Source organism: Streptomyces sp. NBC_00986 (genome assembly GCF_045162565.1).
GTDB lineage: Bacteria > Actinomycetota > Actinomycetes > Streptomycetales > Streptomycetaceae > Streptomyces.
This window is the reverse complement of sequence record NZ_CP108733.1, coordinates 2,195,083-2,220,257: the sequence shown is the minus strand read 5'-3', so window position 1 is coordinate 2,220,257 and position 25,175 is coordinate 2,195,083. Positions and strand designations below refer to the sequence as shown.

General features: G+C 71.3%; 19 protein-coding genes and 1 tRNA gene. 17 read left to right on the top strand and 3 right to left on the bottom strand.

Annotated features, from left to right (window positions below; genetic code table 11):
• Window positions 1-7: 7 nt before the first annotated feature.
• From tdh to OG504_RS09665, 7 genes are all read left to right on the top strand, one after another.
• Window positions 8-1,036: an L-threonine 3-dehydrogenase gene (gene tdh, locus OG504_RS09695; protein WP_405989416.1), complete on the top strand. Its 1,029-nt coding sequence runs from the start codon at window positions 8-10 to the stop codon at window positions 1,034-1,036.
• 94 nt (window positions 1,037-1,130) lie between these two features.
• Entirely contained in the window at window positions 1,131-2,324 is a 1,194-nt protein-coding gene (locus tag OG504_RS09690; RefSeq protein WP_405989415.1) for a glycine C-acetyltransferase, read from the top strand.
• Window positions 2,325-3,101: 777 nt separating this feature from the next.
• Window positions 3,102-4,004: a LysR family transcriptional regulator gene (locus OG504_RS09685; RefSeq protein WP_405989414.1), complete on the top strand. Its 903-nt coding sequence runs from the start codon at window positions 3,102-3,104 to the stop codon at window positions 4,002-4,004.
• A gap of 35 nt (window positions 4,005-4,039) precedes the next feature.
• Entirely contained in the window at window positions 4,040-4,624 is a 585-nt protein-coding gene (locus OG504_RS09680) for a helix-turn-helix domain-containing protein (protein ID WP_405989413.1), read from the top strand.
• 20 nt (window positions 4,625-4,644) lie between these two features.
• Window positions 4,645-5,220, top strand: coding sequence for a GNAT family N-acetyltransferase (locus OG504_RS09675; RefSeq protein WP_405989412.1), 576 nt, complete (start codon window positions 4,645-4,647; stop codon window positions 5,218-5,220).
• Between the two features lie 30 nt (window positions 5,221-5,250).
• The gene (locus OG504_RS09670) at window positions 5,251-5,616 is read left to right on the top strand and encodes an MmcQ/YjbR family DNA-binding protein (RefSeq protein WP_405989411.1); all 366 of its coding nucleotides are present in this window, start codon (window positions 5,251-5,253) and stop codon (window positions 5,614-5,616) included.
• 304 nt (window positions 5,617-5,920) lie between these two features.
• Window positions 5,921-7,237, top strand: coding sequence for an MFS transporter (locus tag OG504_RS09665; protein ID WP_405989410.1), 1,317 nt, complete (start codon window positions 5,921-5,923; stop codon window positions 7,235-7,237).
• Between the two features lie 93 nt (window positions 7,238-7,330).
• On the opposite strand, the gene OG504_RS09660 is transcribed toward OG504_RS09665, so the two are convergent.
• Window positions 7,331-8,230: a transketolase family protein gene (locus tag OG504_RS09660; RefSeq protein ID WP_405989409.1), complete on the bottom strand. Its 900-nt coding sequence runs from the start codon at window positions 8,228-8,230 to the stop codon at window positions 7,331-7,333.
• Between the two features lie 46 nt (window positions 8,231-8,276).
• On the bottom strand, window positions 8,277-8,981 hold the full coding sequence (locus tag OG504_RS09655) for a transketolase (RefSeq protein WP_405996287.1): 705 nt from the start codon (window positions 8,979-8,981) through the stop codon (window positions 8,277-8,279).
• 174 nt (window positions 8,982-9,155) lie between these two features.
• Between OG504_RS09655 and OG504_RS09650 the strand changes: the two genes are divergently transcribed.
• Window positions 9,156-9,229: transfer RNA gene (locus tag OG504_RS09650), tRNA-Pro, on the top strand.
• A 624-nt stretch (window positions 9,230-9,853) separates the two neighbouring features.
• Here OG504_RS09650 and OG504_RS09645 read toward each other — a convergent pair.
• Window positions 9,854-9,997 carry a hypothetical protein gene (locus OG504_RS09645; RefSeq protein ID WP_405989408.1) on the bottom strand — a complete coding sequence of 48 codons (144 nt, stop codon included), beginning with the start codon at window positions 9,995-9,997 and terminating at the stop codon, window positions 9,854-9,856.
• A gap of 502 nt (window positions 9,998-10,499) precedes the next feature.
• Here OG504_RS09645 and OG504_RS09640 point away from each other — a divergent pair.
• The 9 genes from OG504_RS09640 to OG504_RS09600 all read left to right on the top strand — a co-directional run bounded on the left by OG504_RS09640 (window position 10,500) and on the right by OG504_RS09600 (window position 25,175).
• Complete coding sequence (locus OG504_RS09640; RefSeq protein WP_405989407.1) at window positions 10,500-11,999, top strand: sugar transferase; 1,500 nt, start codon at window positions 10,500-10,502, stop codon at window positions 11,997-11,999.
• A 70-nt stretch (window positions 12,000-12,069) separates the two neighbouring features.
• Window positions 12,070-13,386 (top strand): nucleotide sugar dehydrogenase, encoded by a 1,317-nt coding sequence (locus OG504_RS09635; RefSeq protein WP_405989406.1) that lies wholly within the window; start codon window positions 12,070-12,072, stop codon window positions 13,384-13,386.
• A complete protein-coding gene (locus OG504_RS09630; protein WP_405989405.1) occupies window positions 13,376-14,641 on the top strand; it encodes a glycosyltransferase family 4 protein in 1,266 nt (421 codons plus the stop codon). The genes OG504_RS09635 and OG504_RS09630 overlap by 11 nt, the downstream gene beginning before the upstream one ends.
• The gene (locus OG504_RS09625) at window positions 14,638-16,020 is read left to right on the top strand and encodes a Wzz/FepE/Etk N-terminal domain-containing protein (protein WP_405989404.1); all 1,383 of its coding nucleotides are present in this window, start codon (window positions 14,638-14,640) and stop codon (window positions 16,018-16,020) included. The genes OG504_RS09630 and OG504_RS09625 overlap by 4 nt, the downstream gene beginning before the upstream one ends.
• Entirely contained in the window at window positions 16,017-17,537 is a 1,521-nt protein-coding gene (locus OG504_RS09620) for a Wzz/FepE/Etk N-terminal domain-containing protein (protein WP_405989403.1), read from the top strand. Before OG504_RS09625 ends, OG504_RS09620 begins: the two co-directional genes overlap by 4 nt.
• Window positions 17,538-17,539: 2 nt before the next feature.
• Window positions 17,540-19,474, top strand: a complete 1,935-nt coding sequence (gene asnB / locus OG504_RS09615) for an asparagine synthase (glutamine-hydrolyzing) (RefSeq protein WP_405989402.1) — start codon at window positions 17,540-17,542, stop codon at window positions 19,472-19,474.
• A gap of 15 nt (window positions 19,475-19,489) precedes the next feature.
• Window positions 19,490-21,679, top strand: coding sequence for a bi-domain-containing oxidoreductase (locus OG504_RS09610; protein ID WP_405989401.1), 2,190 nt, complete (start codon window positions 19,490-19,492; stop codon window positions 21,677-21,679).
• A complete protein-coding gene (locus tag OG504_RS09605; protein ID WP_405989400.1) occupies window positions 21,676-23,634 on the top strand; it encodes an alginate lyase family protein in 1,959 nt (652 codons plus the stop codon). The genes OG504_RS09610 and OG504_RS09605 overlap by 4 nt, the downstream gene beginning before the upstream one ends.
• Window positions 23,631-25,175: a right-handed parallel beta-helix repeat-containing protein gene (locus OG504_RS09600; protein ID WP_405989399.1), complete on the top strand. Its 1,545-nt coding sequence runs from the start codon at window positions 23,631-23,633 to the stop codon at window positions 25,173-25,175. The genes OG504_RS09605 and OG504_RS09600 overlap by 4 nt, the downstream gene beginning before the upstream one ends.

The window sequence follows — 25,175 nt, the reverse complement described above, 5'->3', positions numbered from 1 at the left end:
CGTTGCGTTGAAGGCGCTGGTCAAGGAGAAGGCGGAGCCCGGGCTGTGGCTCGCGGACGTGCCGGAGCCCGCCGTCGGACCCGGCGACGTACTGATCAAGGTCCTGCGGACCGGGATCTGCGGCACCGATCTGCACATCCGGAACTGGGACGGCTGGGCGCGGCAGACGATCCGTACGCCGCTGGTGCTCGGCCACGAGTTCGTGGGCGAGGTCGTGGAGACGGGCCGGGACGTCGCCGACATCGCCGTCGGTGAACTCGTCAGCGGCGAGGGCCACTTGGTGTGCGGCAAGTGCCGCAACTGCCTCGCCGGGCGCCGCCATCTGTGCCGCGCGACGGTCGGGCTCGGCGTCGGGAGGGACGGGGCCTTCGCGGAGTACGTCGTGCTGCCCGCCGCCAACGTGTGGGTGCACCGCGTCCCGGTCGACCTCGATGTCGCCGCGATCTTCGACCCGTTCGGCAACGCCGTGCACACCGCGCTGTCCTTCCCGCTCGTCGGCGAGGACGTACTGATCACCGGTGCGGGCCCGATCGGCTTGATGGCGGCGGCGGTTGCGCGGCACGCCGGTGCGCGGAACGTCGTAGTGACGGATGTGAGCGAGGAACGGCTCGCCCTCGCCCGCAAGATAGGCGTGAGCCTCGCATTGAACGTGACGGAAGCTCAGATCGCAGACGGACAGCGGGAGTTGGGACTCCGCGAGGGCTTCGACATCGGCCTGGAGATGTCCGGCCGCCCCGAGGCCATGCGCGACATGATCGCCAACATGACGCACGGCGGCCGTATCGCCATGCTGGGCCTGCCCGCCGAGGAGTTCCCGGTCGACTGGTCCCGCGTCGTCACCTCGATGCTCACCATCAAGGGCATCTACGGCCGTGAGATGTTCGAGACGTGGTACGCGATGTCGGTCCTGCTGGAGGGCGGCCTGGACCTCGCGCCCGTGATCACCGGCCGGTACGGGCACCGTGATTTCGAGGCGGCGTTCGCGGACGCGGCGAGCGGCAAGGGCGGCAAGGTCATCCTGGACTGGACCGCGTGACTCCCATGGGGCGCGTGACTCCCTTTGGGACCGAGCAACTCCCTGTCGGACCGAGCAACTCCCTCTCGCTGAAGGAACTTTAGGAGCTTCCCCCATGTTCGACTCCGTGCGCGACGACCTCCGCACCACCCTCGACGAGATCCGCGCCGCCGGACTCCACAAGCCCGAGCGCGTGATCGGCTCGCCGCAGTCCGCGACCGTGAACGTCACCGCGGGCGGGCGTCCCGGCGAGGTCCTCAACTTCTGCGCCAACAACTACCTGGGCCTCGCCGACCACCCCGAGGTCGTCGCCGCCGCCCACGCGGCCCTCGACCGCTGGGGCTACGGCATGGCGTCCGTGCGCTTCATCTGCGGAACGCAGGAGGTCCACAAGGAACTTGAGGCCCGGCTGTCCGCGTTCCTGGGCCAGGAGGACACGATCCTCTACTCCTCCTGCTTCGACGCCAACGGCGGTGTCTTCGAAACCCTGTTGGGCCCGGAGGACGCGGTCATCTCCGACGCGCTCAACCACGCCTCGATCATCGACGGCATCCGCCTCTCCAAGGCCCGCCGCCTGCGCTACGCCAACCGTGACATGGCCGATCTGGAAGGGCAGTTGAAGGAGGCGTCGGGTGCGCGCAGGAAGCTGATCGTCACCGACGGCGTCTTCTCCATGGACGGTTACGTGGCACCGCTCCATGAGATCTGCGACCTCGCCGACCTCTACGACGCGATGGTCATGGTCGACGACTCCCACGCCGTCGGTTTCGTCGGCCCCGGCGGCCGGGGCACCCCCGAACTGCACGGCGTCATGGACCGCGTCGACATCATCACCGGCACGCTCGGCAAGGCCCTGGGCGGCGCCTCCGGCGGCTACGTCGCGGCTCGCGCGGAGATCGTCGCGCTGCTGCGCCAGCGCTCCCGGCCGTACCTCTTCTCGAACACTCTGGCTCCGGTGATCGCCGCGGCCTCCCTCAAGGTGCTCGACCTGCTGGAGTCCGCGGACGACCTGCGGGTCCAACTCGCCGAGAACACGGCGTTGTTCCGCCGGAGGATGACCGAGGAAGGCTTCGACATCCTCCCCGGCGACCATGCGATCGCCCCCGTGATGATCGGCGACGCGACGGTGGCCGGGCGGATGGCGGAGCTGCTGCTGGAGCGCGGCGTGTATGTGATCGGCTTCTCGTATCCGGTGGTCCCGCAGGGTGCTGCCCGGATCCGGGTGCAGTTGTCGGCCGCGCACTCCACGGGGGATGTGAATCGGGCGGTAGAGGCGTTTGTCGCTGCGCGGGCTGAGCTGGAGGGGTAAGGGACGGGAGGTGAGTTGAGGGCGGGGGTGGGTTGAGGGTGGAGCCGGTGGGCTGCGCTGGAGGGCCGATCCGATCACCTCGGACCCGGACCCGGACCTGCGCCCGGACCCCGGCTCGGACTCCGGTCCCGACCGGATCCGATCACCTCGGACCCGGACCCGCGCCCGGACCCCGGCTCGGACTCCGATCCCGACCTGCACCCGTACCGCGCCTGGGTCCCGGACCGGACCGGCCCCCGGACCCCGGCTCGGACTCCGGTCCCGACGTGCGCCCCGACACGGATCCGTACTGCGCCAGGGTCCCGACCCGGCCCGGACCGGCCCCCGGACCTCAACTCGGACCGGGCCCCGGACCCCGACTTCGACCCCGACCTGCACCTCGACCCGGACCCGTACTGAACCCGGCCCCCGGACCTCGACCCGGACCCGTACTGAACCCGGCCCCCGGACCTCGACCCGGACCCGTACTGAACCCGGCCCCCGGACCTCGACCCGGACCCGTACTGAACCCGGCCCCCGGACCTCGACCCGGACCCGTACTGAACCCGGCCCCCGGACCTCGACCCGGACCCGTACTGAACCCGGCCCCCGGACCTCGACCCGGACCGGGTCCCGACTCAGACCCGCACCCGCACCTGCACCCGGAGCCCGCACCCGGAGCCCGCACCCGGGGCCCGCACCCGGCACCCGGGGCCCGCACCCGTACCGCCCCTGGCCCCGGACCCCGACCGTCCCGCGTTCGCCCGACCCCTCGGACATATTGCGATAATCGGTCGCATGATCGAAGCGCGGCGGCTCCATATCCTCCGTGCGGTGGCCGACCACCGCACCGTGACGGCGGCGGCCGCCGCGTTGTATCTGACTCCCTCGGCGGTCTCGCAGCAGCTTGCCGCGCTGGAGCAGGAGACCGGGCACCGGCTGGTCGAGCGCGGGGCCAAGGGGGTGCGGCTGACCCCGGCCGGTGAGATTCTGCTCAGTCACACCAATGTGGTCCTGGCCCAGCTGGAGCGGGCCGAGGCGGAGCTCGCCGCGTACAGCTCGGGTGCGGCTGGCACGGTCACCGTCGCCGCGTTCGCGACCGGCATCGCGGAGGTCGTGGCACCGGCGGTGACCCGGCTCGCCCGCCTGGCGCCCGGCATCCGCATCCGCGTCCAGGACGCCGAGGGTGACGCCAGCCTGCCGATGGTGCTTGACCGGCAGGTGGACGTCGCGGTCGCCGTCGAGTACCGCGGGGCGCCGCCCGCCGACGACCCGCGTCTGACCCATCTCCCGCTCTACGCCGAGCCGTTCGACGCGGTCGTCCCGGTCACCCACCGCCTCGCCGACGCCGACGAGGTCCCCCTCGCCGAACTGGCCAAGGATTCCTGGATCGGCCCCTACCCCGGCAACCCCTGCCACGAGGTCGTCGTCCTGGCCTGCGAGAACGCCGGATTCCAGCCCCGCCTCGAACACTCCTCCGACGACTTCCGCGCCGTCGTCGCCCTCGCCTCGGCCGACGCGGGCGTGGCCCTCGTCCCCCGCTCGGCGCTCCGCGGCATGGACCTGACCGGAGTCGTCGTCCGGCCCGTCGACGGGGTGGCCCCGACCCGCCGGGTCTTCGCCGCCGTACGACGCGGCACGGAGGAGCACCCGCTGATCCGCCCGGTCCTGGACGCGTTGGTGGAAGTGGCCCGGACGTAACCTCGTTTTCTCATATCCGGGATATCGTCCCGGATATGAGATCCGAGGAAACGGCGGCGACTCTCGACCCGGTGGACGTCCGACTCGGCGTCCGGCTCGCCGAGCTGCGGGCCGAACATGGTTGGTCCCTGGGCGAGTTGGCGGAGCGGAGCGGGGTGAGCCGTTCGACCCTGTCCCGTGCCGAACGCGCCGAGATCAGCCCCACCGCCTCCCTCCTCAACCGCCTCTGCGGTGTCTACGGCCGCACCATGTCCCAACTCCTCAGCGAGGTGGAGGCCGAACCCGCCCTGCTGGTCCGCGCCGCCGAGCAACCGGTGTGGGAGGACCGCGCCTCCGGCTTCGTACGACGATCCGTGTCGCCCCCGCACACCGGGTTGCGCGGCGAACTCGTCGAAGGGCGACTCCGCCCGGGCGCCGACCTCGCCTACGACCGGCCGCCCGTGCCCGGCCTGGAACAGCACATCTGGGTCCTGGAGGGCGCTCTCGACGTGACGGCCCAGGACACCGAGCACCACCTCGACGCCGGTGACTGTCTGCGGTTGCGGGTGTGGGGGCCGACGCGGTTCCGGTGCGCGGGTACTGACGACGTGCGTTACGTATTGGCGGTGGTGTTGCCGTGAATGGGAATGCGAAGGTGGGTGTGAAGGCGACTGTGCGGGGCCTGGACGGCCCTCAACTGCTCGCTGCCGTCGATGAGTTGGCCGAGCTACTGACCGACACCGTGGACGACGGCGCCTCGATCGGGTTCCTCGCGCCGCTCGGCCGGGCGGCCGCCGTCGACTGGTGGCGGGAGCGCGCCGACGGTGTCACCGCCGGGCAACTCGCCGTGTGGGTGGCGCTGCGCGGCGACCGGGTCGTCGGCACGGTGAGCCTGGCCTTCCCCGGCAAGCCCAACAGCCGCCACCGTGCCGAGTTGGTCAAGCTGATGGTGCACAGGGAGGCAAGGGGATCGGGGCTCGGCCGTCGGCTCCTGACCGTCGCCGAGGACGGGGCCGTCGCCGCCGGTATCACCCTCCTCCACCTCGACACCGAGACCGACAGTCCCGCCGAGCACCTGTACCGCTCGGCCGGCTGGACCCGGGCCGGCGTGATCCCGGACTACGCGGCGAGCCCGGCCGGGGTGCTGCGGCCGACGACGCTGTACTACAAGCGCGTGGGGAAGGGGGCGACGGCAGGCGTCGAGGCGGGCTTGGGGGCAGGCACTCCCACCAGGTGATTGTCAGTGGCAGCCGCTATCTTGCGAGTCATGCCGGATGCCGAAGACGTACGACGTGTCGCCCTCTCCCTCCCGGACACGACGGAGAAGGTCGCCTGGAACATGCCCACCTTCCGGGTCGCCGGAAAGATGTTCGTCACCGTGCCCGAGGAGGAGACCTCCATCGCGGTGCGCTGCCCCAAGGAGGAGCGCGACGAACTCGTCCTGGCCGAACCGGAGAAGTTCTGGATCGCCGACCACGAGGCCGGCTTCGCCTGGGTCCGGGCCCGCCTCTCCGCACTGGACAGCGAGGACGAACTCCGCGACATCCTCGCCGACTCCTGGCGTCAGGCGGCCCCGCCCCGACTCCTGGACGCCTACCCCGAGTTGGGCCTCCCGTCCGGGTCCGGCGACTGAAATTCCCTCGGGCGTTGTCAGTGGTGCGTGGCATCATCCGAAAGCGGGAGTGGGAGCCGGGACGGAGGGGGATCCGGCTCCCACGACAACGATTCCGAGCGGGATGTCATGAGCACCGGCGGGGCGCTTCGGGGGCGGCGGTCGGGGGACGGAGCGGTGGGGGATGAGTACGGGGACGGGGAGCGGGCCGGAGGCTGAGTCGGGCGGAGCCGATGGCGATGGCACTGACATCGTTGCCGGAAGGGGCGCGGGAAGCGGTGCTGGAGGGGGTGCTGGAGGGGGTGCCGGTACGGTGGTAGGGGCGGTGAAGCGGGGCGGCGGAGGTGGCGAACGGCCCGTCTGGTCACGGGACTTCGCGATGTTCTTCGTGGCCCGCGCCGTCGCCCGCCTCGGCGACACCATGCTGCCCGTGGCCCTCGCCGCCGGCCTCCTGGAACACGGGTACGGCGCGGGCGCGGTCGGCCTCGCCATGGCCTCAACGGCCGCCGCCTTCGCGGGACTTGTGGTCTTCGGCGGGGTGATCGCGGACCGTTTCAGCACCCGCAAGCTGATGATCGGCGCCGACCTGGTGCGCCTCGGCACCCAGTCCCTCGCCGCCGCACTCTTCTTCACCGGCCATGTCGTGCTCTGGGAGATCTGCGCGATCGGCTTCGTCAACGGCGTGGCGGGCGCGGTGTTCCAGCCCGGCGTGGCGAGCACGGTGCCGCGACTCGCCTCCGACATCCAGGGCGCGAACGGCGCGATACGCACCGCCGAGTCCGCCGCCCAGCTCGCGGGCCCGGCCGTCGCGGGCCTGCTCGTCGGATTCACCTCGCCCGGCGGCGTGTTCGCGGCCCACGCCGCCACCTACGCGGTCAGCGCCCTCTGTCTCCTGCTGCTGCGGCTGCCCCCGCTCGCACCGGGCAGCCGCGAACCCGGGCACGGGTCGGGTGCCTTCAAGGCCGATCTGGTCGAGGGCTGGCGGGAGTTCAGATCACGCACATGGCTCTGGGGAGTCATCGCCGTCTGGTGCTTCTACATGATCGCCGTATGGGGCCCGACCGTTCCGCTCGTGGCGACAGAGGTGGTGCAGCAGCACGGCCCACGCGCCTACGGCCTGGTCAACTCGGCCCTCGGCGCGGGCACCGTCGTAGGCGGACTCCTCGCCCTGCGGCTGCGCCCCCGCCGTATGCTGCGCGCCGGTGCGATCGCCCTCTTCGCCTTCGCCGGTTTCCCGGCGACCGTCGGAGCGGGACTGGGCGTACCGGCCATGGCGGCAGGCGCCGCTGTCGCCGGGGTGGGGATGTCCTTCTGGGGCGTGATGTGGGCGACCAGTGTCCAGACCCAGGTCCCGCCGGACGTCCTCAACCGCATCCACGCGTACGACGTGGCGGGCTCCCTCGCGATGATGCCGGTCGGTCAGGCCTTGGCGGGCCCCGCCGCCGCGGCCCTCGGCGCGGACCAGGTGCTCCTCGTCGCGGGCGCGATGAGCTTCGTGGTGCCGGTCTCCCTGCTCCTGGTTCCTGCCATCCGCGGGCTGATACGGGCCGACGCGATCACGGCCGGTCCGAGTGCCCCGAGCGATCCAACTGCCCCTGGTGATGCGGCGATACGCGAGCGGGCGTGCCCGCAGGAGAGTTGACGGCGACTACGGGTGCCGGTGGGGGGCATGGTCGTACGCCGGGTCTCGACCCTGCACCGCCGTCCGCCCGCCGCCGATGCCTCTCTCGCCTCGTCATCCGCCCACAAAGCCGCCGATCCGCTGGCGGAGGGTTCGCGCGTCGAGGCCGTGGGCGGTGAGGTGTTCGGCGACGGTGCCGTAGCGCCGCAGTTCGGTCTTGCCGACGCCCAGGCCGAGCACGCGGTGGGGCACGTCGGCGAGTGCGTCGTTGGCGGCCGCTGTCGAGGTGCCCGCCAGATACGGCTCGACGAGGACCACGTCCGTCCCGGCATCCCGGGTGGCGGCGCGCACCGCGTCCGCGTCGAAGGGCCGTACGGTCGTGGCGTACAGGACGGTGACGGCGAGACCCACCGTCGCGGCGAGGACGGTGTCGAGCATCGGCCCGACGGCGACGACCACGCCGGAGCGGCCCTGGCGGACGGTGCGGAAGCGCGCGCCGTCGACCGGGAGGGCCTCCGCGTTCGACTGGACCGACAGCCGTACGTACACCTTGTCGTCGCCCGCGGCGACCGCGTGCCGTAGCAGGGTCTCGGCCTCGTCCGGGTGGCCCGGCACGTGAACTGTCCAGCCGTCCAGAGTGTCGAGGAGGGCCACGTCGCCCGGAGCCATGTGCGTGAACCCGCCGGCGGGCCAGTCGAAGGAGGCCGCCGCGCTCACCAGGACCGCGCCGACGTCCTGGTGCCCGAGGTCCAGCTTGACCTGCTCGAAGGGCCGCTCGACGAGGAAACTCGCGAAGGTGTGCACGACCGGGCGCATCCCGGTCAGGGCGAGTCCCGCGCCCGCGCCGACGAGGAGCTGCTCGCGGATGCCGACGTTGATCACCCGGTCGGGGTGCCGGAGTCGGGCGTCCGCGAAGCCGTCCTTGCCGATCTCGGCGAGCACGACCGCGACCCGCGGGTCCTCGTCGAGCAGCCGGGAGACGACCGGGGCGAAACGGTCGCGCATGGTGTCCATGGAGAGCCTTTCTCGATGTGCCGGTGATGGCGATGGGGAGGGACGATCAGGCGGACTTCGGTTCCACCCGGGCCACGACCACATGTGGGCGGCCGGGGTGCGGCGCGGTGAACGCGGCGTACAGCGCTTCGTGGTCACGGCCGTCGACCGTCACGGCGGACCAGCCCGCGGCCTCGAAGCGGGCGGCGATACCGCCGGGCCGGGCATGGCTGGCGGAGGAGTTGTCGACGACGACGGTGTGCAGGCGTTCCAGTCCGGCGGGACCGGCGAAGGCGATGGCCTCGTGGTTGCTGCCCTCGTCCAGTTCGGCGTCCCCGACCAGCACCCAGACCCGCGGTTCGGTGCGCCCCTGGGCACGCAGTCCCAGTGCCGTCCCGACGGCGATCGGCAGCCCGTGCCCCAGCGATCCGCTGCCGATCTCGGCGCCCGGCACCAGCACCCGGTCGGGATGGTGCCCGAGCGGCGAGTCGTAGGAGCCGAAGTCCGGGAGCCAGCCCACCGGTACGAATCCCTTGGCGGCCAGCACGGCGTAGTAGGCCATGGGCCCGTGCCCCTTGGACAGCAGGAACCGGTCCCGCTCGGGGTCGTCCATCCGCTCCGGGCCGACCCGCAGCACCCGTTCGTAGAGGACCCACAGCGCGTCCAGCGTCGAGGTCGCCGCCGGGCCGTGCTTCTCGTCGCCGGTCATCAGCCCCATGAGCCGGGGCAGGTCGCCGTACGTGTACAGGCGGCTGTGTTCCGTGGTGGTCATCGTCATGTGGACGATCGTGCAACCTCAACCAGACTTCAGGTCAAGTGTCGTGCTGGGGTCGCGCGGAGACGGTCGAAAGTGGGCCCCGAATAAAGGCGTGCGCGATCATCGACGTGAGTGCGGTATTGTTTCCATGCGCGTTCAACCAGGGGAAACCCCAGGTCAGACGGGCAGCGGGACGTGGCGCAGCTTGGTAGCGCACTTGACTGGGGGTCAAGGGGTCGCAGGTTCAAATCCTGTCGTCCCGACTTTTGAAGTCGCAGGTCAGAGGCCGTTTTCTCAGCGATGAGAAAGCGGCCTCTGCCGTGTCTGCGGGGGTGGTGGTCCCGGGCCGGGTGCGGGGCCGGTTCGCGGCGTCGTGGGAAGCGGTGGCGCGGGGATCGCAGTCGTTTAGGCCGGTCCTGCCGGTCGGCTTTCGCCCGATCCGGGTGAGGGGCTGCCGGACGGTGTCGATGGCTTCGTGGGCGGCTTGTCGGGTGAGATGCGTGTGACAGCGAGCGGGAGTTGAGGGACTCCCTCCGGGCTGGTCCCTCCGGGCTGGTCCCGTCGGGGGTTCCTGAGTTCGGGGACGGCTTGGTGCGCGGTCTTCGACGTGATCTTGTTGCGCTCCCGTACCGGCGAAGGCCGAAGGCCGGCCACCGGATCCGCCGCGGCGTTCGCGGGTGGCGATCTGGGCGGCCTTTGCGGCACCAATTCGAGCAAATTCTGTCTCCTGGGGTGGAGGCGGACGGCTCGCGAGATTGCGCCACACGGGCAGGTGGGTTGGCCGGTTGGGCACCCGACGCGGCCGGGGCGGATTTGCGCGGGCTTCGGAGACGTGCCGGCCGGCGCGCACGGTCTCGGAGCCGACGGCGAGGACCCGGTCGAGGTCGTCACTCGGCGTCTGCCTGCGCGAACAGAGCGGTGAAGACCTGTTCCCGGGTGCCGCCGATCCGTGCCGGGACGCCTCGGGTCGCCGGTGCCGTCGGCTGGGAGAACTCCCGCCATCGCGGGGCGCACCGTACGTTTTCCGTCACCGAGGCACCCGCAGGCGGTTGCCGATCTATGGACCCGTCTACAAATCTTGAGCACAAAGTCCACACAGACCTCTCTTCAGGCGGCCCAAGATGGTCTAGATTGACCGTGCTTTCGCATGGTGGGACACCAGGCGACAAATGATGATCTATGGGTTCGGCGTTGTGGACGGCCAGTAGCCGCGTCTCTCGCGCCGGATGTTCGGGGGGATCAATTCTTGGAGCCGGAGAGGGACTTGGGGCGCGGGGAGCCCCCGAAGTTTCGACGGGACTTCGCGTACGTCAAGAGCTCGGCAGGACCTGAGAGTCTGCTGCCGCCAGGGTTGTTCAGGTAGCTCTGGGACGGCCGGGACGCCATACGCCGGGGGCGGTGGCTTTCCGAGGGGGAACAGCGCGGAGGGGGCCTCTCGAGGGGGAGGCACAGTGCGGGGGGCGGGGACCCTCCGCAGGGGGCAAAACAGTGTGAGGCGGCGACGCCGGACCACTGGGGACCTTGGGGGGTTCTGTGCGGCAGGGGGGAATACTCGGTCCTTTTCCGTCGGCGCGCGAGCGTCTGGCGGACGGGGCGATCAGTCAGCCCGCGACCGATTGGGAACAGCGGTACCGCCGTACCGTGATCTTCAGCGACACCGTGGCCACCGCCTTCGTGGTGGCGTCGATCGGCGACTTCTTCGGGGCCCGGGACGCGGCCAACTGGCATGAGAAGTGGGGGATTCTGGCCTTCGGCACCCAGCTGCTGGTGCTGGGGGCGCTCGCGGTGAGCCGGTCGTGGGCTCCTGCCGTGCTCGGCCAGGGTGCCGAGGAATTCCGTCGGCTCGGACGCTCGCTGTTCACGGCGACCGTCGTGCTGGCGCTCGGCGGGATCGCTCTGACCTCGCGCAACATCAAGCTCTGGATCTTCGTCGCGATCCCCGCGATCGCGCTCGTCACCATGACCGAGCGGTATCTGCTCCGCCTCTGGCTGCACAAACAGCGCAACGAAGGACGGTGCCTGAGACCGGTGCTCGCCGCCGGGAGCCCGGCCACCGTGCGCGACCTGATCAACCGCACCCGCAAGTTCCCGCACCTCGGCTGGCGGGTGGAGGCGGTGTGCACGACGGACGGCCGCGGGGTCGACGGCGAGCAAGGCGGCCTCGACGGCGACCAGTTGGACGGAGTGCCGGTCATCGGCCTGCTGGAGGACGTCGCGAAGCACGTCCGCCACGACGGCTACCGTGTCGTCGCCGTCACCCCGGACCCGCACTGGTCACCGGACCGGCTGCAGCGGCTGGCCTGGAACCTCGAAGGCAGCGACGCCGAGATGATCGTCGCCCCGGTGCTGATGGAGGTGGCCGGCCCGCGCCTGCATGTCGACGCGGTGCTCGGAATCCCGCTGCTGCGGGTCAGCATGCCGACCTTCAGCGGGGGCCGCCGGGCGATCAAGGGGGTCGTCGACCGGCTGGGCGCAACGATTCTGCTGGTGGTGTTCGCGCCGCTGATGCTCCTCGTCGGGCTGCTCGTGCTGATGGACAGCCGCGGCGGGGTCCTCTACCGCCAGCGCAGGGTCGGCAAGGACGGCCGCGAGTTCACCATCGTCAAGTTCCGCACCATGGTCACCGGGGCCCACGGGGCACGGGCGGGCCTGGCCGACCGGAACGAGGGCGCGGGCCTGCTGTTCAAGCTCCGCCGGGATCCGCGGGTGACCCGGGTGGGAGCGGTGCTGCGCCGGTACTCGCTCGACGAGCTCCCGCAGCTCTTCAACGTGCTCACCGGATCGATGTCGCTCGTCGGACCGCGGCCCCCGCTGCCGGAGGAGTCCGCCGCGTACGGCCCGGACATCCGGCGGCGGTTGCTGGTCAAGCCCGGGCTCACCGGCCTGTGGCAGATCAGCGGACGCAGCGACCTGCCGTGGGAGGAGGCGGTCCGCCTCGACCTGCGCTACGTGGAGGACTGGTCGCTCGCCCTGGACACGGTGATCTTGTGGAAGACGCTGCGTGCCGTGCTCCACGGGCAGGGGGCCTACTGATGCGCGGGGGTCGTCCGACCGACGCGCGGACCGCAGGCCGCAAGGGCCTGACTGGGGGGAGAGACGGGGCATGAGAGTCAGCGTTTTCGGGCTCGGCTACGTGGGCTGTGTGTCGGCCGCGTGCCTGGCCAGCATGGGGCACGAGGTCATCGGGGTGGACGTGAACCAGGTGAAGGTCGACCTGGTCAACGACGGCAAGGCCCCGGTGGTCGAGGAGCGGATCGGCGAGCTCATCGCCGAGGTCGTGCGGACCGGAGCGCTCCGCGCCACCGGTGACGTCCGCGAGGCGATCATGGGCAGCGAGATATCGCTGATCTGCGTGGGCACGCCGTCGGAGCCCAACGGCAGCCTGTGCACCACCTACTTGGAGCGGGTCACCGAACAGATCGGCGCCGCGCTCGCCGAGCGGGGCGGGCGGCAGACCGTCGTGTTCCGCAGCACCATGCTCCCGGGCACCTGCCTGAACCTGCTGGTGCCGATCCTGGAGAAGAACGTCGGCGGCACGGCCGGGGTGGACTTCGGGGTCGCGGTCAACCCGGAGTTCCTGCGCGAGGGCACGAGCGTGCGGGACTTCTTCGACCCGCCCAAGACCGTCATCGGCGAGCTCGACACGGCGAGCGGCGACGCGGTGGCGGCGCTGTACGACGGCCTGTCCGGCGAGGTGTTCCGGGTGCCGGTCCCGACCGCCGAGGCGATCAAGTACGCGGACAACGCGTTCCACGGCCTCAAGATCGGCTTCGCGAACGAGCTGGGCTCGGTGTGCCAGGCGCTCGGGGTGGACTCGCACCAGGTGATGGACGTGTTCCTTGCCGACCGCAAGCTGAACATCAGCCCCGCCTACCTGCGGCCCGGCTTCGCCTTCGGCGGCTCCTGCCTGCCCAAGGACCTGCGCAGCCTGGTCCACGCGGCGCAGCGGGCCGACGTCTCGGTGCCCATCCTCTCCCACGTGCTGGCCTCCAACTCCGACCATCTGCAGCGCGCGGTCGACCTGGTCGAACGCACCGGCAAGCGCAAGGTGGGCCTGTTCGGACTGTCCTTCAAACCCGGCACCGACGACCTCAGGGAGAGCCCGCTTGTCGAGCTGGCGGAGAGACTCTTCGGCAAGGGCTACGACCTCAAGATCTACGACGCCAACGTAAGCCTCTCCCGGCTGCTCGGCGCGAACCGCGAGTACATCGAGAGCCGGCTGCCGCATCTCGCCCAACTGCTCGCCGACTCCGTCGACGAGGTGGTGGAGCACGCCGAGGTGTGCCTGGTCGGGACCAAGGACCCGGCCGTGCTGGCGGCGCTGCCCCACACGGGCGGACCGGCGGTCGTCGACCTCATCCACCTTCCCGACGCCGAGGCGCGCCGGGCCGAGCCGGGGTACATGGGCCTTGCCTGGTAACGCGAACAACAGCCACGGGACGGGCCGGCGCGCCCTGATCCTGGTGGAGAACCTGTCGGTGCCGTTCGACCGGCGGGTGTGGCAGGAGTGCACCACCCTGCGCGACGCGGGCTGGGAGGTGCACGTCATCTGCCCCCAGGGGGAGAAGCGGGACACGGAACCGGAGGCGGTGATCGACGGGGTGCGGATCCACCGCTACCCGTTGCGCGCGGCCACCGGAGGGCCGGCCGGCTACCTGCGGGAGTACGGATCGGCGTTGTGGCACACGGTCCGGCTGGCCCGCAAGGTCGGCCCGGTCGACGTGGTCCACGCCTGCAACCCGCCCGACCTGCTGTTCCTGCCCGCGCTGTGGCTGAAGCGGCGCGGCGCGCGGTTCGTCTTCGACCAGCACGACCTGGTACCCGAGCTGTACCTCTCCCGGTTCGACCGAGGCGAGGACCTGCTCTACCGCGCCGTGTGCGCGCTGGAGAGGCGGACCTACCGGGCCGCGGACATCGTGCTCGCCACGAACGAGAGCTACCGGGACGTCGCGCTGCGCCGTGGCGGCAAGCGGCCGGAGGACGTCTTCGTGGTGCGCAGCGCGCCCGCGACCGACCGGTTCCAACCGGTGCCGCCGGAGCCGGAGTTGAAGCGCGGCAAGCCCCATCTGCTGTGCTACCTCGGCGTCATGGGCCCTCAGGACGGCGTCGACTACGCCTTGCGGGCCCTCGCGAAGCTGCGCGACGAGCTCGGGCGGACCGACTGGCACGCGGTCTTCGTCGGCGCCGGCGACGCCTTCGACGCGATGGTCGAACTGTCCCTGCAACTCGGTCTCTCCGAGCAGGTGCAGTTCACCGGGCGCATCCCGGACGCCGACCTGGTGCGCTACCTGTGCACCGCGGACGTGTGCCTTTCGCCCGACCCGTGCAATCCGCTCAACGACGTGTCGACCATGAACAAGGTCCTGGAGTACATGGCGATGGGGCGGCCGATCGTCTCGTTCGACCTGCGGGAGGCGCGCGTCTCCGCCGGTGACGCCGCCGTCTACGCGCCCGACGACGACGAGGCCCAGTTCGCCAAGCTCATCGCGCTGCTCCTCGACGATCCGCAGAAGCGGGCCCGGATGGGCAAGACCGGTCAGGAGCGGATCAGCGGCCCGCTGTCCTGGCAGAACTCGCAAGCGTCGCTGCTCGCCGCCTACGCCGCCGCCTGCCGGGACCAAGCCCCGGTGTCGGCGGGTGGGCCGGTCCGTACGGGGAAGAGGCCGCACCATTGAATGAGGACACGATCCGTCTGGTCACGATCGGACGGATTCTCCGTCGGCGGTGGCGGCTTCTCGCCCTCCTCGCCGTAGTGGGTGCGCTCGTCGGCTACGGCACCTCGGTGCTGCTGATGCCGCCGCGGTACACGGCGGCGGCATCAGTCCTGCTGCCGGGCCAGTGGGACGAGCGTGAACTGCTGACCCAGGTGGACATCGCGACCAGTTCCGAGGTGGCCGACCGCGCGGCCGCCGCGCTCGGCTGGAAGGGCGTCAGCGGCGCCGACCTGCGGGACAAGGTGACCGCCAAGGCCGACGACGGGAACATCATCAAGATCTCCGGCACGGCCGACACCCCGGAACGCGCGCAGCGGCTCTCCGACCAGATGGCCCAGCAGTTCGTCACCTTCGCCGTGCGCATCGCCGGCGGCAGCATCGACCCCGCGGCGGCCACCGAGACAGAGGCGCTGCGGAAGCAGGTGGCGGACACCAACCGCCGCATCACCGACCTGGCCGGTGCGGCCGATCCGGGGCAGACCGTGGAGAGCGTGCAGGCCCGCACCGAGCTGGAGGGGCTGCGCACCGCGCTGCAGGATGCCATGAAGAAGCTCGAAGAGGCCGACCCGTCGGCCACCGGCAAGGCCAACATGGTCGTCATGGGACCGGCGCCCCGGCCGACCGGCGCAGCCGCGCCGACGAGGATGCAACTGACCGTCGGCGGGGCGCTGTTGTTCCTCCTGCTCGCGGTCATCGGCCATCTCGCCGCCGTACGGGTGAGCCGCCGGCCCCGCACCGAACCGGAGATCGCCGCGGCGCTGGGTGCGGCGCTCCTGGGCGCCGTCGACGTGCCCGGTGAACGCAGTGGGCACCGGCCCCAGAGCCGTGGCACGCGGTCCCGGATCCGTCGGCTTCTCGGCGTCGACATCCGGTGGGACATTCCGACCCCGCAGAGGTCCGGCGACGAGGCGGACAGGCGGATCCGCTACCGGCGGGTGTGCGCTCGCCTGAAGGACCAACTGCCCGCTCCCCGGCGGCTGCTGGTCGTCGTACCGAAAGGCGACGAGGTCGCCCGCCGGGCCGCCGGGCAACTCGTGGCCGAGGCCACGAACGATCTGCTGCTGCGGGTGGTGGAGGTGTCGGTGGACCGGCCGGTCGTGCCGGACCGCGACCGCGACACGGAGTCCGGTGCCCTTGTCGTCGTCGGCGCGGGCAGCCGGACCGCGGAGGAACTCGCGGACCTCGCCGAGGCGTGCGCGGACGGCGGCCACGAGGTCGTCGGCGTCGTCGTCGCCGGCGCGGTACGCACCACCCGTCCGACGCGGACCACAGACCGTCCGGCGGACGAGGCCACTCTGACGTTCGCGGTGCACGGCCACGCGACGGGAGGTTCGGCATGACGACGAGCACGACTTCGGAGTCGTCGGCGACCACTCCGCTCCTCGACGTTCAGGCGCTGGTGGTCGCGGTCCGCAGGCGCCGCCGCCTCTGGTCCGCGATGGCACTGCTCGGACTGCTGATCGGCGCGGCCGTGGCGGTCCTGCTGCCGCCGGCACCGGCCGCGGTGACCAAGGTGCTGGTAGCGCATCAGGAGGACCAGCCGAACGACACCGGAACGCTGATCCGCACCGACGCCCAGCTGCTGGCGACCACGCGGATCGCCGACCAGGCCCTGCGGATCCTCAAGTCCCCGGAAAAACCGGCGGACTTCATGAAGGACTACCGGGGCACCGGACTGACCAACAACGTCCTTGAGATCGATGTGACGGGCAGGACCGACGCGGAAGCGGTGGCCCGGGCCAAGGCGCTGGCCGAGGCGTTCGTCGCGGACCACGCCCAGCGCATCCAGGCCATCGCCGACGCCAACGCCCAGGGTCTGCTCGACCAGCGTGACCGGATGCAGTCGGAGCTCGCCGACGTCAACAAGACGATCGCCGGCCGGACGCCCGACACCGACCCGAAGGACTCGGCGAACCTCGAATCGCTCTTCGCCCGGCGGGCCGAACTCACCTCACAGATCTCCGACTTCGGCCAACGCGCCGAGGAGGCACGCGTCGGCGCTCCGCAGCTCGTCGCCGGCACCCAGATCGTGGACGCCCCGCGCGCCGTACAGCACTCCCTGCCCAAGGCCCTCGTCACCGACGCCGTGATCGGACTCGTCCTCGGGCTGGTCCTCGGGCTCGCGCTGGCCGCGGTCGGCGTGGTCGTGGCGGACCGCCCCGTGCTGCGCCGGGACATCGCCGCGAACCTCGGCGCCTCGGTCATCGCCGAACTGCCGCGCCGCTCCGGCAGGTTGTGGCAGCGCCGACGGACCCGGGTGGCACGCGAACGGCTCACCACGACACTGGCCCGCACCGCGCGCGGCTCGGCGGAACCGCTGTCGCTGCTCGAACTGGGCTGCGCGCGCGGCACGGGTGCGATCGCCCTCGGCCTCGCCCGGGCACTGTCGGAGGACGGGCCGGTGGTCGTCGTCGACGGTCTCCCCGGCCCACAGCTCGCGGGCCACCGCCCGAAACCGGGAGACCCCACGGTGGTCGGCGCCGAACGGGCCGCGGCCGTGTCGCCCCAGGAGCAGCGGATCGGCGTCGGCTCGGTGGCACCCGGCACGGCGTGGACCGACCTCCAGCACCTCGGCTCCCGGACCGTGCTCGTCGTACGTGCCGGGCACGGCAGCGCCGCATGGCTGCACACCGTGGCGCGGCAGCTCGCGGACCAGCACATCCCGGTGATCGGTGTCGTACTGATCGACCCCGATCCGCGCGACCGGACCGACGGCACCCTGTGGGACGGGCTGGCCAACGCGCTGCGCGGCCGGAGCGAGCGGCCGACCTGGCAGAACGCGACCGGCCGGCGGCTCACGGAACGCCAGCCGATACGGGCCGCACGGGTCCCGGACAACGACCAGGAGGTGCGGTAGACGTGTGTGGCATCGCGGGCACATACCGATGGCCGGACGGAAAGGCCGTCACCGACCGGCTCACCGACACCCTCGCCCACCGCGGCCCGGACGGCTCGGGCCGCTACGGCCACCCCCTGGGTGACGGCGAAGTGCAGCTCGGGCACCGCCGGTTGTCCATCATCGACCTGTCCGAGACCGGCGCCCAGCCGATGGTCTCGGACGGCCTCGCCCTGACGTACAACGGCGAGCTGTACAACGCGCCCGAACTCCGCGCCGAGCTGGCGGCCACCGGGGTGCGCTTCCGCGGTACCTCCGACACCGAGGTGCTCCTGGAGGCCTGGCGGCGCTGGGGCACGGACTGCCTGCCCCGGCTGCGCGGCATGTTCGCGTTCGGCGTCTTCGACGAGCGGACCGGTGAACTGGTGCTCGCCCGCGACCAGTTGGGCATCAAGCCGCTGTTCCTGCTCCGGCGCGGCCAGGGCCTGATGTTCGCCTCCGAGCTCAAGGCGCTCGCCGCCGCGACCGGCAAGTCGCTGGAGGTGGACCACGCGGCGCTGGTGGCGTCCCTCCTCTACTACTGGGTGCCGGACTCGCGCTGCGCGTTCCGCGAGGCGGAGAAGCTGCCGCCGGGGAGCTGGCTCAGATGCCGGCCCGACGGCGGGGTGGAACGCGGCCGGTTCTGGAACCTGAAGGACGTCGCAGCCGAGGGCCGGGACCGGGCACTGGCCGGTGAACAGCCGGACCTCGACGCCGTCGTCGAGGAGTCGACCCGGCGCCACCTGCTCTCCGACGTACCCGTGGCGACCTTCCTCTCCGGCGGCCTCGACTCCAGCTATCTGACCGCGCTGGCGGCCCGCCACCAGCCCGGGATCTCCGCCTACACCATCGGATTCCGCGCCGAGGACGCCAAGTTCGAGGCGATGCCCGACGACCTGCGCTACGCCCGGCAGGTCGCCGAGCAGTTCGGCGTCGACCTGCACGAGATCGAGATCGCCCCGAACGTGCTCGACCTGCTGCCGCAGATGACGTACAGCCTGGACGAGCCGATCGGTGACCCAGCCGCGATCAACACCTACCTGATCTGCATGGCCGCCCGGGAGGCCGGGGTCAAGGTGATGCTCTCGGGCATGGGCGCGGACGAGCTGTTCGCGGGGTACCGCAAGCACTTCGCCAACCTGCTCGCGCTGCGCTACCAGCGCGTCCCGCGGCCCCTGCGCCGCGGGGTGTCCGGGGTCGTGGACCGGCTGCCGGTCGCCTCGGCCCGGCGCGGCTACCGGTCGGTGCGGTTCGCGAAGCGGTTCCTCTCCTTCGCCGATCTGCCGGAGGAGACCGCGTTCCGGCGCAGCTACACCATGTACGACCAGGACGAGCTGCTCGCCCTGATCGATCCGGACCTGGCCGGGACGGTCGACGACGTGCTGACCGAGCACGCGGACGTCTACCAGGACAACGATCTCGACGACTTCGTCAACCGCATGTGCCTGACCGATGCCCGGATGTTCCTGCCGGGCCTCAACCTCGCCTACACGGACCGGTCGAGCATGGCCGCGTCGACCGAGGTGCGGGTGCCGTACGTGGACGTCGAGGTGGTCAAGGCGGCGTTCGCCGTGCCCGGCGATCGCAAGATCGTCGGACGGCAGGGCAAGGCCGCCCTCAAGGAGGCGGCCACCTCGATCCTGCCCCGGGAGATCGTGTACCGGCCCAAGGGCCTGTTCAGCGCTCCGCTGCGCGCCTGGATGAGCCGGGACCTGGCGCCGCTGGTGCGCGAGGTGGTCAACGACGGCGTGCTCGTCAACTCCGGGCTCCTGCGCCGCGACGCGCTGGCGCGCATGGTCGCAGAGGACGCCGCCGGACAGGCGGACTACTCCAAACACCTCTGGCACGTACTGACCCTCGAGTACTGGTATCGCGACGCGACCTCTGGCTCCGCCCAGAGCGCTCGGACGACGGCTTAGAAAACAGGAGTTCTGGTGAAGCAGGTTGTACAGAACTACAAGAGCGGCGAGCTGGCGGTGCTCGACGTTCCGGTACCGGGGTGCAAGCCGGGCGGTGTGCTGGTCCGCAGCGCCTACTCGCTGATATCCACCGGCACCGAGCTCATGAAGGTCTCCGAGGCCGGCATGTCGATGCTGGGCAAGGCCCGCTCACGGCCGGACCAGGTGGCCAAGGTCATGCAGAGCGTGGCCACCAACGGGGTGCCCGCCACCTACCGCAAGGTGATGGGCAAGCTGGACTCCTACACGCCGCTGGGCTACTCGCTGTGCGGGGTGGTCGAGCAGGTCGGCGCCGGGATCGACGACGTGAAGGTCGGCGACCTCGTGGCCTGCGCCGGCAACGAGCACGCGCTGCACGCCGAGCTGAACTGGGTGCCGAAGAACCTCTACGCCCCGGTCCCCGACGGACTCGCGCCGCGGCACGCGGCCTTCGGCACCGTCGGCTCGATCGCGATGCAGGGCGTCCGCCAGGGCGAGCCGCAGCTCGGCGAGGTGGCGCTGGTCATCGGCCTCGGACTTGTCGGGCAGTTGGTGGTGCAGCTGCTCACCGCCGCGGGGGTCCGCGTGGTCGGCGCCGACCCCGACCCGACACGCTGCGAACTCGCCGAGCGGCTGGGTGCCGCGGCCTGCGGCGACCCCGCGTCCGCGGCCGTGGAAGCGGCCGTCGCCGAACTCACCGGCGGTCACGGCGTGGACCAGGTGTTCCTGGCCGCCGGCGGCGGCAGCAACCAGCCCGTCGAGCTGGCCGCCCGGCTCGCGCGGGACCGCGGCCGGGTCGTCGACATCGGCAAGTGCCGCCTGGACCTGCCGTGGAACGCGTACTACGAGAAGGAGCTCGACGTCCGTTTCTCGCGCTCGTACGGCCCCGGGCGCTACGACCCGTCGTACGAGCTGGAGGGACGCGACTACCCGATCGGCTACGTCCGCTGGACCGAGCGCCGCAACCTCGCGTGCTTCCTCGACCTCCTCGCCCGCGGCAGCGTCGACGTGGAGCCCCTGGTCTCCCACATCGCCGACTTCGACGACGCCGTGGAGACCTATCAGAGCCTGAAGGACGGCGACCTCAAAGCCGTGGCCGTGCTGTTCCGCTACCCCGAACAGGCGGAGGAACAGGGGGAGTCGGCGGCCCCGGAGGTGTCCGTGCCCGAGGTGCGACGCACCGGCACGACCGTCGCCCCGGCCCGGTCCGCCAAGGCGCCGGTGCGCCTAGCTTTCATAGGCGCGGGCAACTACGCGACGTCGATGCTGCTGCCGCACCTGGCCCAGCGCGAGGGCGTCGAGCTGTCGACCGTCGTCACCACGACGGCGCTGTCCGCGGCCAACGCGCAGCGGAAGTTCGGCTTCGCCCAGGCGACCACCGACCTCGATGCCGTGCTCGGCGACAAGTCCGTCGACGCGGTGTTCGTGGTCACCCGGCACAGCTCGCACGCCGAACTGACCCGGCAGGCACTGCTGGCCGGCAAGACCGTGTTCGTGGAGAAGCCCCTGGCCCTCACCGAGGACGAGCTGGCCGGAGTGCTCGCGGCGGTGGAGGAGTCCGGCAACGACCGCCTCCAGGTGGGCTTCAACCGCCGTTTCGCGCCGCTGCTCCAGGAGGCCAAGGAGCGGTTCGGCGCCCGGACCGGTCCGGCGAGCCTCCGCTACCTCGTCAACGCGGGCAAGCTCCAGCACGGCAGCTGGTACCTCCAACAGGGCGCCGAGGGCTCGCGGTTCGCCGGTGAGGGCGGCCACTTCATCGACACGGCGAGCTGGCTGCTCGACGCCGACCCGGTCTCCGTGTACGCGACGGCCGCGCCCGGCAACGAGGACCTCCAGGTCGTCCTGCGCTACCCGGACGGGTCCACCGCCACCATCGGCTACGTCACCACCGGCGCACCCGGCTTCCCCAAGGAGACCCTGGACCTGGTCGCGGACGGCAAGGTGTTGCGGCTCGACGACTTCGTCCGTGCTTCGGTCTACGGCCGTAAGAAGTGGGTCAGTTCGCGGCTGCCCAAGGCCCGGGACAAGGGGCAGAACGCCGAACTGGCCGCGTTCATCAAGGCAGTTCGGACCGGCGGGCCGATGCCGGTGCCGCTGGAGTCGCTGGTCGCCACCACGGCGGCCACCCTTGCCGTGCAGGCCGGCCTGGCCGGCGGTGCGCCGGTGACGCTGGCGAGGACGCCATGACCATGAGCGCGGGCTGGTACCTGCGGCGGCTGTCCCGGATGGGCTCGCGAGAGGTCGCGGGCCGGGCGGGCGACGCCGTGCGCAGGCGGCGTTGGCGGTCGGCGCGGCCGGACTGCCCGAGCGTGACCGGTGCCCGGTTCACCTCGGTCCTGCCCGAGGGAGCGATCGCCTCGGTGCCGCCGGACGCCGTGAAACGGCTCGTCGCCGAGGCGGACCGGCTGATGTACGGGCACGTCGAGTTCTTCGGGGTGGTTCGCGACGACCTCGACGACCCGGACTGGTGGCGCGACCCGAAGACCGGGCGCCGGGCTCCCTGGGGCTACGCCTTCGACGTGCCGTACCGGAACGAGGACGCGGTCGGGGACATCAAGCAGATCTGGGAGCTGTCCCGGCATCAGTACCTCACCGTGCTCGCCGCCGCCTACGCGGTCACCGGGAACGAGCGGTATGCCGAGCGGGTGGCCGATCACCTGCGGTCGTGGTGGACGGCCAACCCACCGCTGCGCGGCGTGCACTGGATCAGCGGGATCGAGCTGGGCATCCGGCTGCTGTCCTGGGTGTGGATCCGGCGACTGCTCGACGGCTGGCCGGGCGCGGCCGAGCTGTTCGAGGACAACCCGGTGGCGCTGAACCAGATCTGGCACCACCAGCGCTGGCTGGCCGCCTTCCCCAGCCGGGGGTCCTCGGCGAACAACCACGTCATCGCCGAGACCGCCGGACAGTTCGCCGCGGCCTGCGCGTTCAACTGGTTCCCCTCGTCGGCGCGTTGGCGGTCCGGCGCGCTGCGGTCGCTGGAGCGGCAGTTGCGCGCCAACACCTTCGACTCCGGCCTCAACCGCGAGCTGGCCACCGAGTATCACGGACTCGTGCTGGAACTCGGCCTGGCCGCGGTGGCCGAGGCGGATGCCGCGGGCGTGCCGGTTCCCGAGTCGCTCCGGCTGGTGCTGCTGCGGATGACCGACGCTCTCGCGGCCGTAGTGGACAACCGGCTGCGCCCGCCCCGTCAGGGTGACGCGGACGACGGCTTCGGTCTGGTCGTGGACGGGGCGGGCACCGACCGCTGGGGTTCGCTGCTGGCCACCGGGGACGCCGTGTTCGGCCGGCTCGACTGGTGGCCGACGGTGACCGGTACCGACGTGCGTACCCCGCTGCTGGCCGCGCTCGTCCGGCCGTACGCGAAGGACGGAACTGCCCGCCCGGCGACCAGGCCCGCCCACTTCGCCGACGCGGGGCTCACCGTCCTGCGGGGTCCTGAGGAGATCTGGTGCCGCTGCGACGGCGGTCCGCACGGCTTCTTGTCCATCGCCGCGCATGCCCACGCCGACGCGCTGTCCGTGGAGGTCCGGCACGACGGGGTGGACGTGCTCGCCGACCCGGGGACGTACTGCTATCACGGGCAGCCCGCATGGCGGCAGTACTTCCGGTCGACCCTCGGCCACAACACCCTGCAACTGGACGGCGGTGACCAGTCCGTCTCCGGCGGCCCGTTCCTGTGGACCCGGCACGCCCGCACCCGCGTCCTGGACGTGGACAACTCCGGTGCGGGGGTGGCCCGTTGGGCTGCCGAGCACGACGGCTACCAGGGCTCGGTGCACCGCCGCCGGGTAGAGCTGACGGCCGTGAGCCGGGAGCTGAGGATCGTGGACGAGGTGCAAGGCCCGCGCCGGGACGTGCAGTTGGCTTTCCACCTCGGCCCGGCCGTCACCGCGGACCTGGTGGGACACCGGGCGGTGCTCACCTGGACCCGCGACGGCGAGGACCGCTCCGCCGTGCTCGACCTGCCCGCGCAGCTGTCCTGGCAGGCGCATCGCGGCGAGACGGACCCGCCGCTGGGCTGGTACTCCGCCGGATTCGGGCGCAAGGAACCCACCACGACACTGATCGGCACCGGCTTCGCCGACGGCGCGGGCGCGTTCACCACCGTGCTCGGGTTCCGCGGCCAGGAGGGCGCGTGAGGATCAACAGGCGGCCCTGGGCGTTGGCGGTGGCACCGCTGGCGCTGGCCCTGCTGACGGCGACCGGCTGCGAGAGCACGTCGAGCGCCCCGGCCACCGCGAAGCCGACCGCCGCGCCGTCCACGTCCACGTCCGCCGCCCGGACCGTGGCCCGGGTGTGCGCCAACCCCGCCGCCGGGCCGGCGAAGGCACCGGCGGGCGCCGTGACCGTCGACCCCAAGGTGGTCGGCGACCTGGCGGCGAAGACCAAGAACAGCCCCGCGAACACCACGTTCTGGCTCAAGCCGGGCACGCACCGACTTGAGAAGGACCGCTACGCCCAGGTCATCCCCAAGAAGGGGGACCGCTACCTCGGCGCGCCGGGCGCGGTGCTCGACGGCCGGAAGGTCAACCAGTACGCCTTCACCGGCAACGCCGCCGACGTCACCATCCGCTACCTGACCGTGCAGGGATTCGTCGCGCCGCAGGACGAGGGTGTGGTCAACCACGACTCGGCCGACGGATGGGTGATCGAGGACGCCACGATCCAGAAGAACTCCGGCGCCGGGCTGATGGCCGGTGCCCGCCAGCAGGTCCGCGCCGACTGCCTGCGCGACAACGGCCAGTACGGCATGAACGCGTACAAGGGCGACGGCCGCATCACCGGCCTGGTGGTCGAGGGCAACGAGATCACGGGCAACAACACCGGTGACTGGGAGCGGCGCAAGGAGGGCTGCGGCTGCACCGGAGGCATCAAGTTCTGGGAGGTCAACGGCGCCGACATCAGCGGGAATTGGGTGCACGACAACCGCGGCGCCGGACTGTGGGCGGACACCAACAACAACGACTTCCGCATCGAGAACAACGTGATCGAGGCCAACGACGGTGCCGCGCTGATCTACGAGACCAGCTACAACGCGGTCATCCGGGACAACACGATCCGGCGGAACAACTGGGTCGAGGGCCGCAAGGCGGCCGACGGCGGAGACAACTTCCCGTACGCGACGGTCTACCTGTCCGAGTCCGGCGGCGAACCACGGATCAAGGCCCGCACCGACAGGATCGAGATCTACCGGAACGTGCTGGAGGACAACTGGTCCGGGATCACCCTCTGGGAGAACGCCGACCGGTTCTGCAACAGCCCGGCCAACACCTCGTCCGGCGACTGCACGCTGCTGGTGAAGAAGACCGCCAGCTGTGCGAAGCCGGCCATCGCCAAGGCACCCCTCTACTCCGACTGCCGGTGGAAGACCCAGCGGGTGGACATCCACGACAACCGTTTCGTGCTCGACGAGTCCGTCGTCAAGTGCACGGAGATGTGCGACCGCATGGCCGTGCTGTCCAACTACGGCACCTATCCGGACTGGTCGCCGTACAAGGGCGAGCAGGTCGCCGACGCCATCACCGAGAAGCAGCACAACCGCTGGCACGACAACGTCTACGTCGGGCCGTGGAAGTTCGTCGCCGAGGACCAGAGCCGGGTGCTCGACTTCGGGCAGTGGCAGGCGGCGCCGTACCAGCAGGACAAGGGCAGCACCCTCGACCTGCAGGCCGGTGGTTGA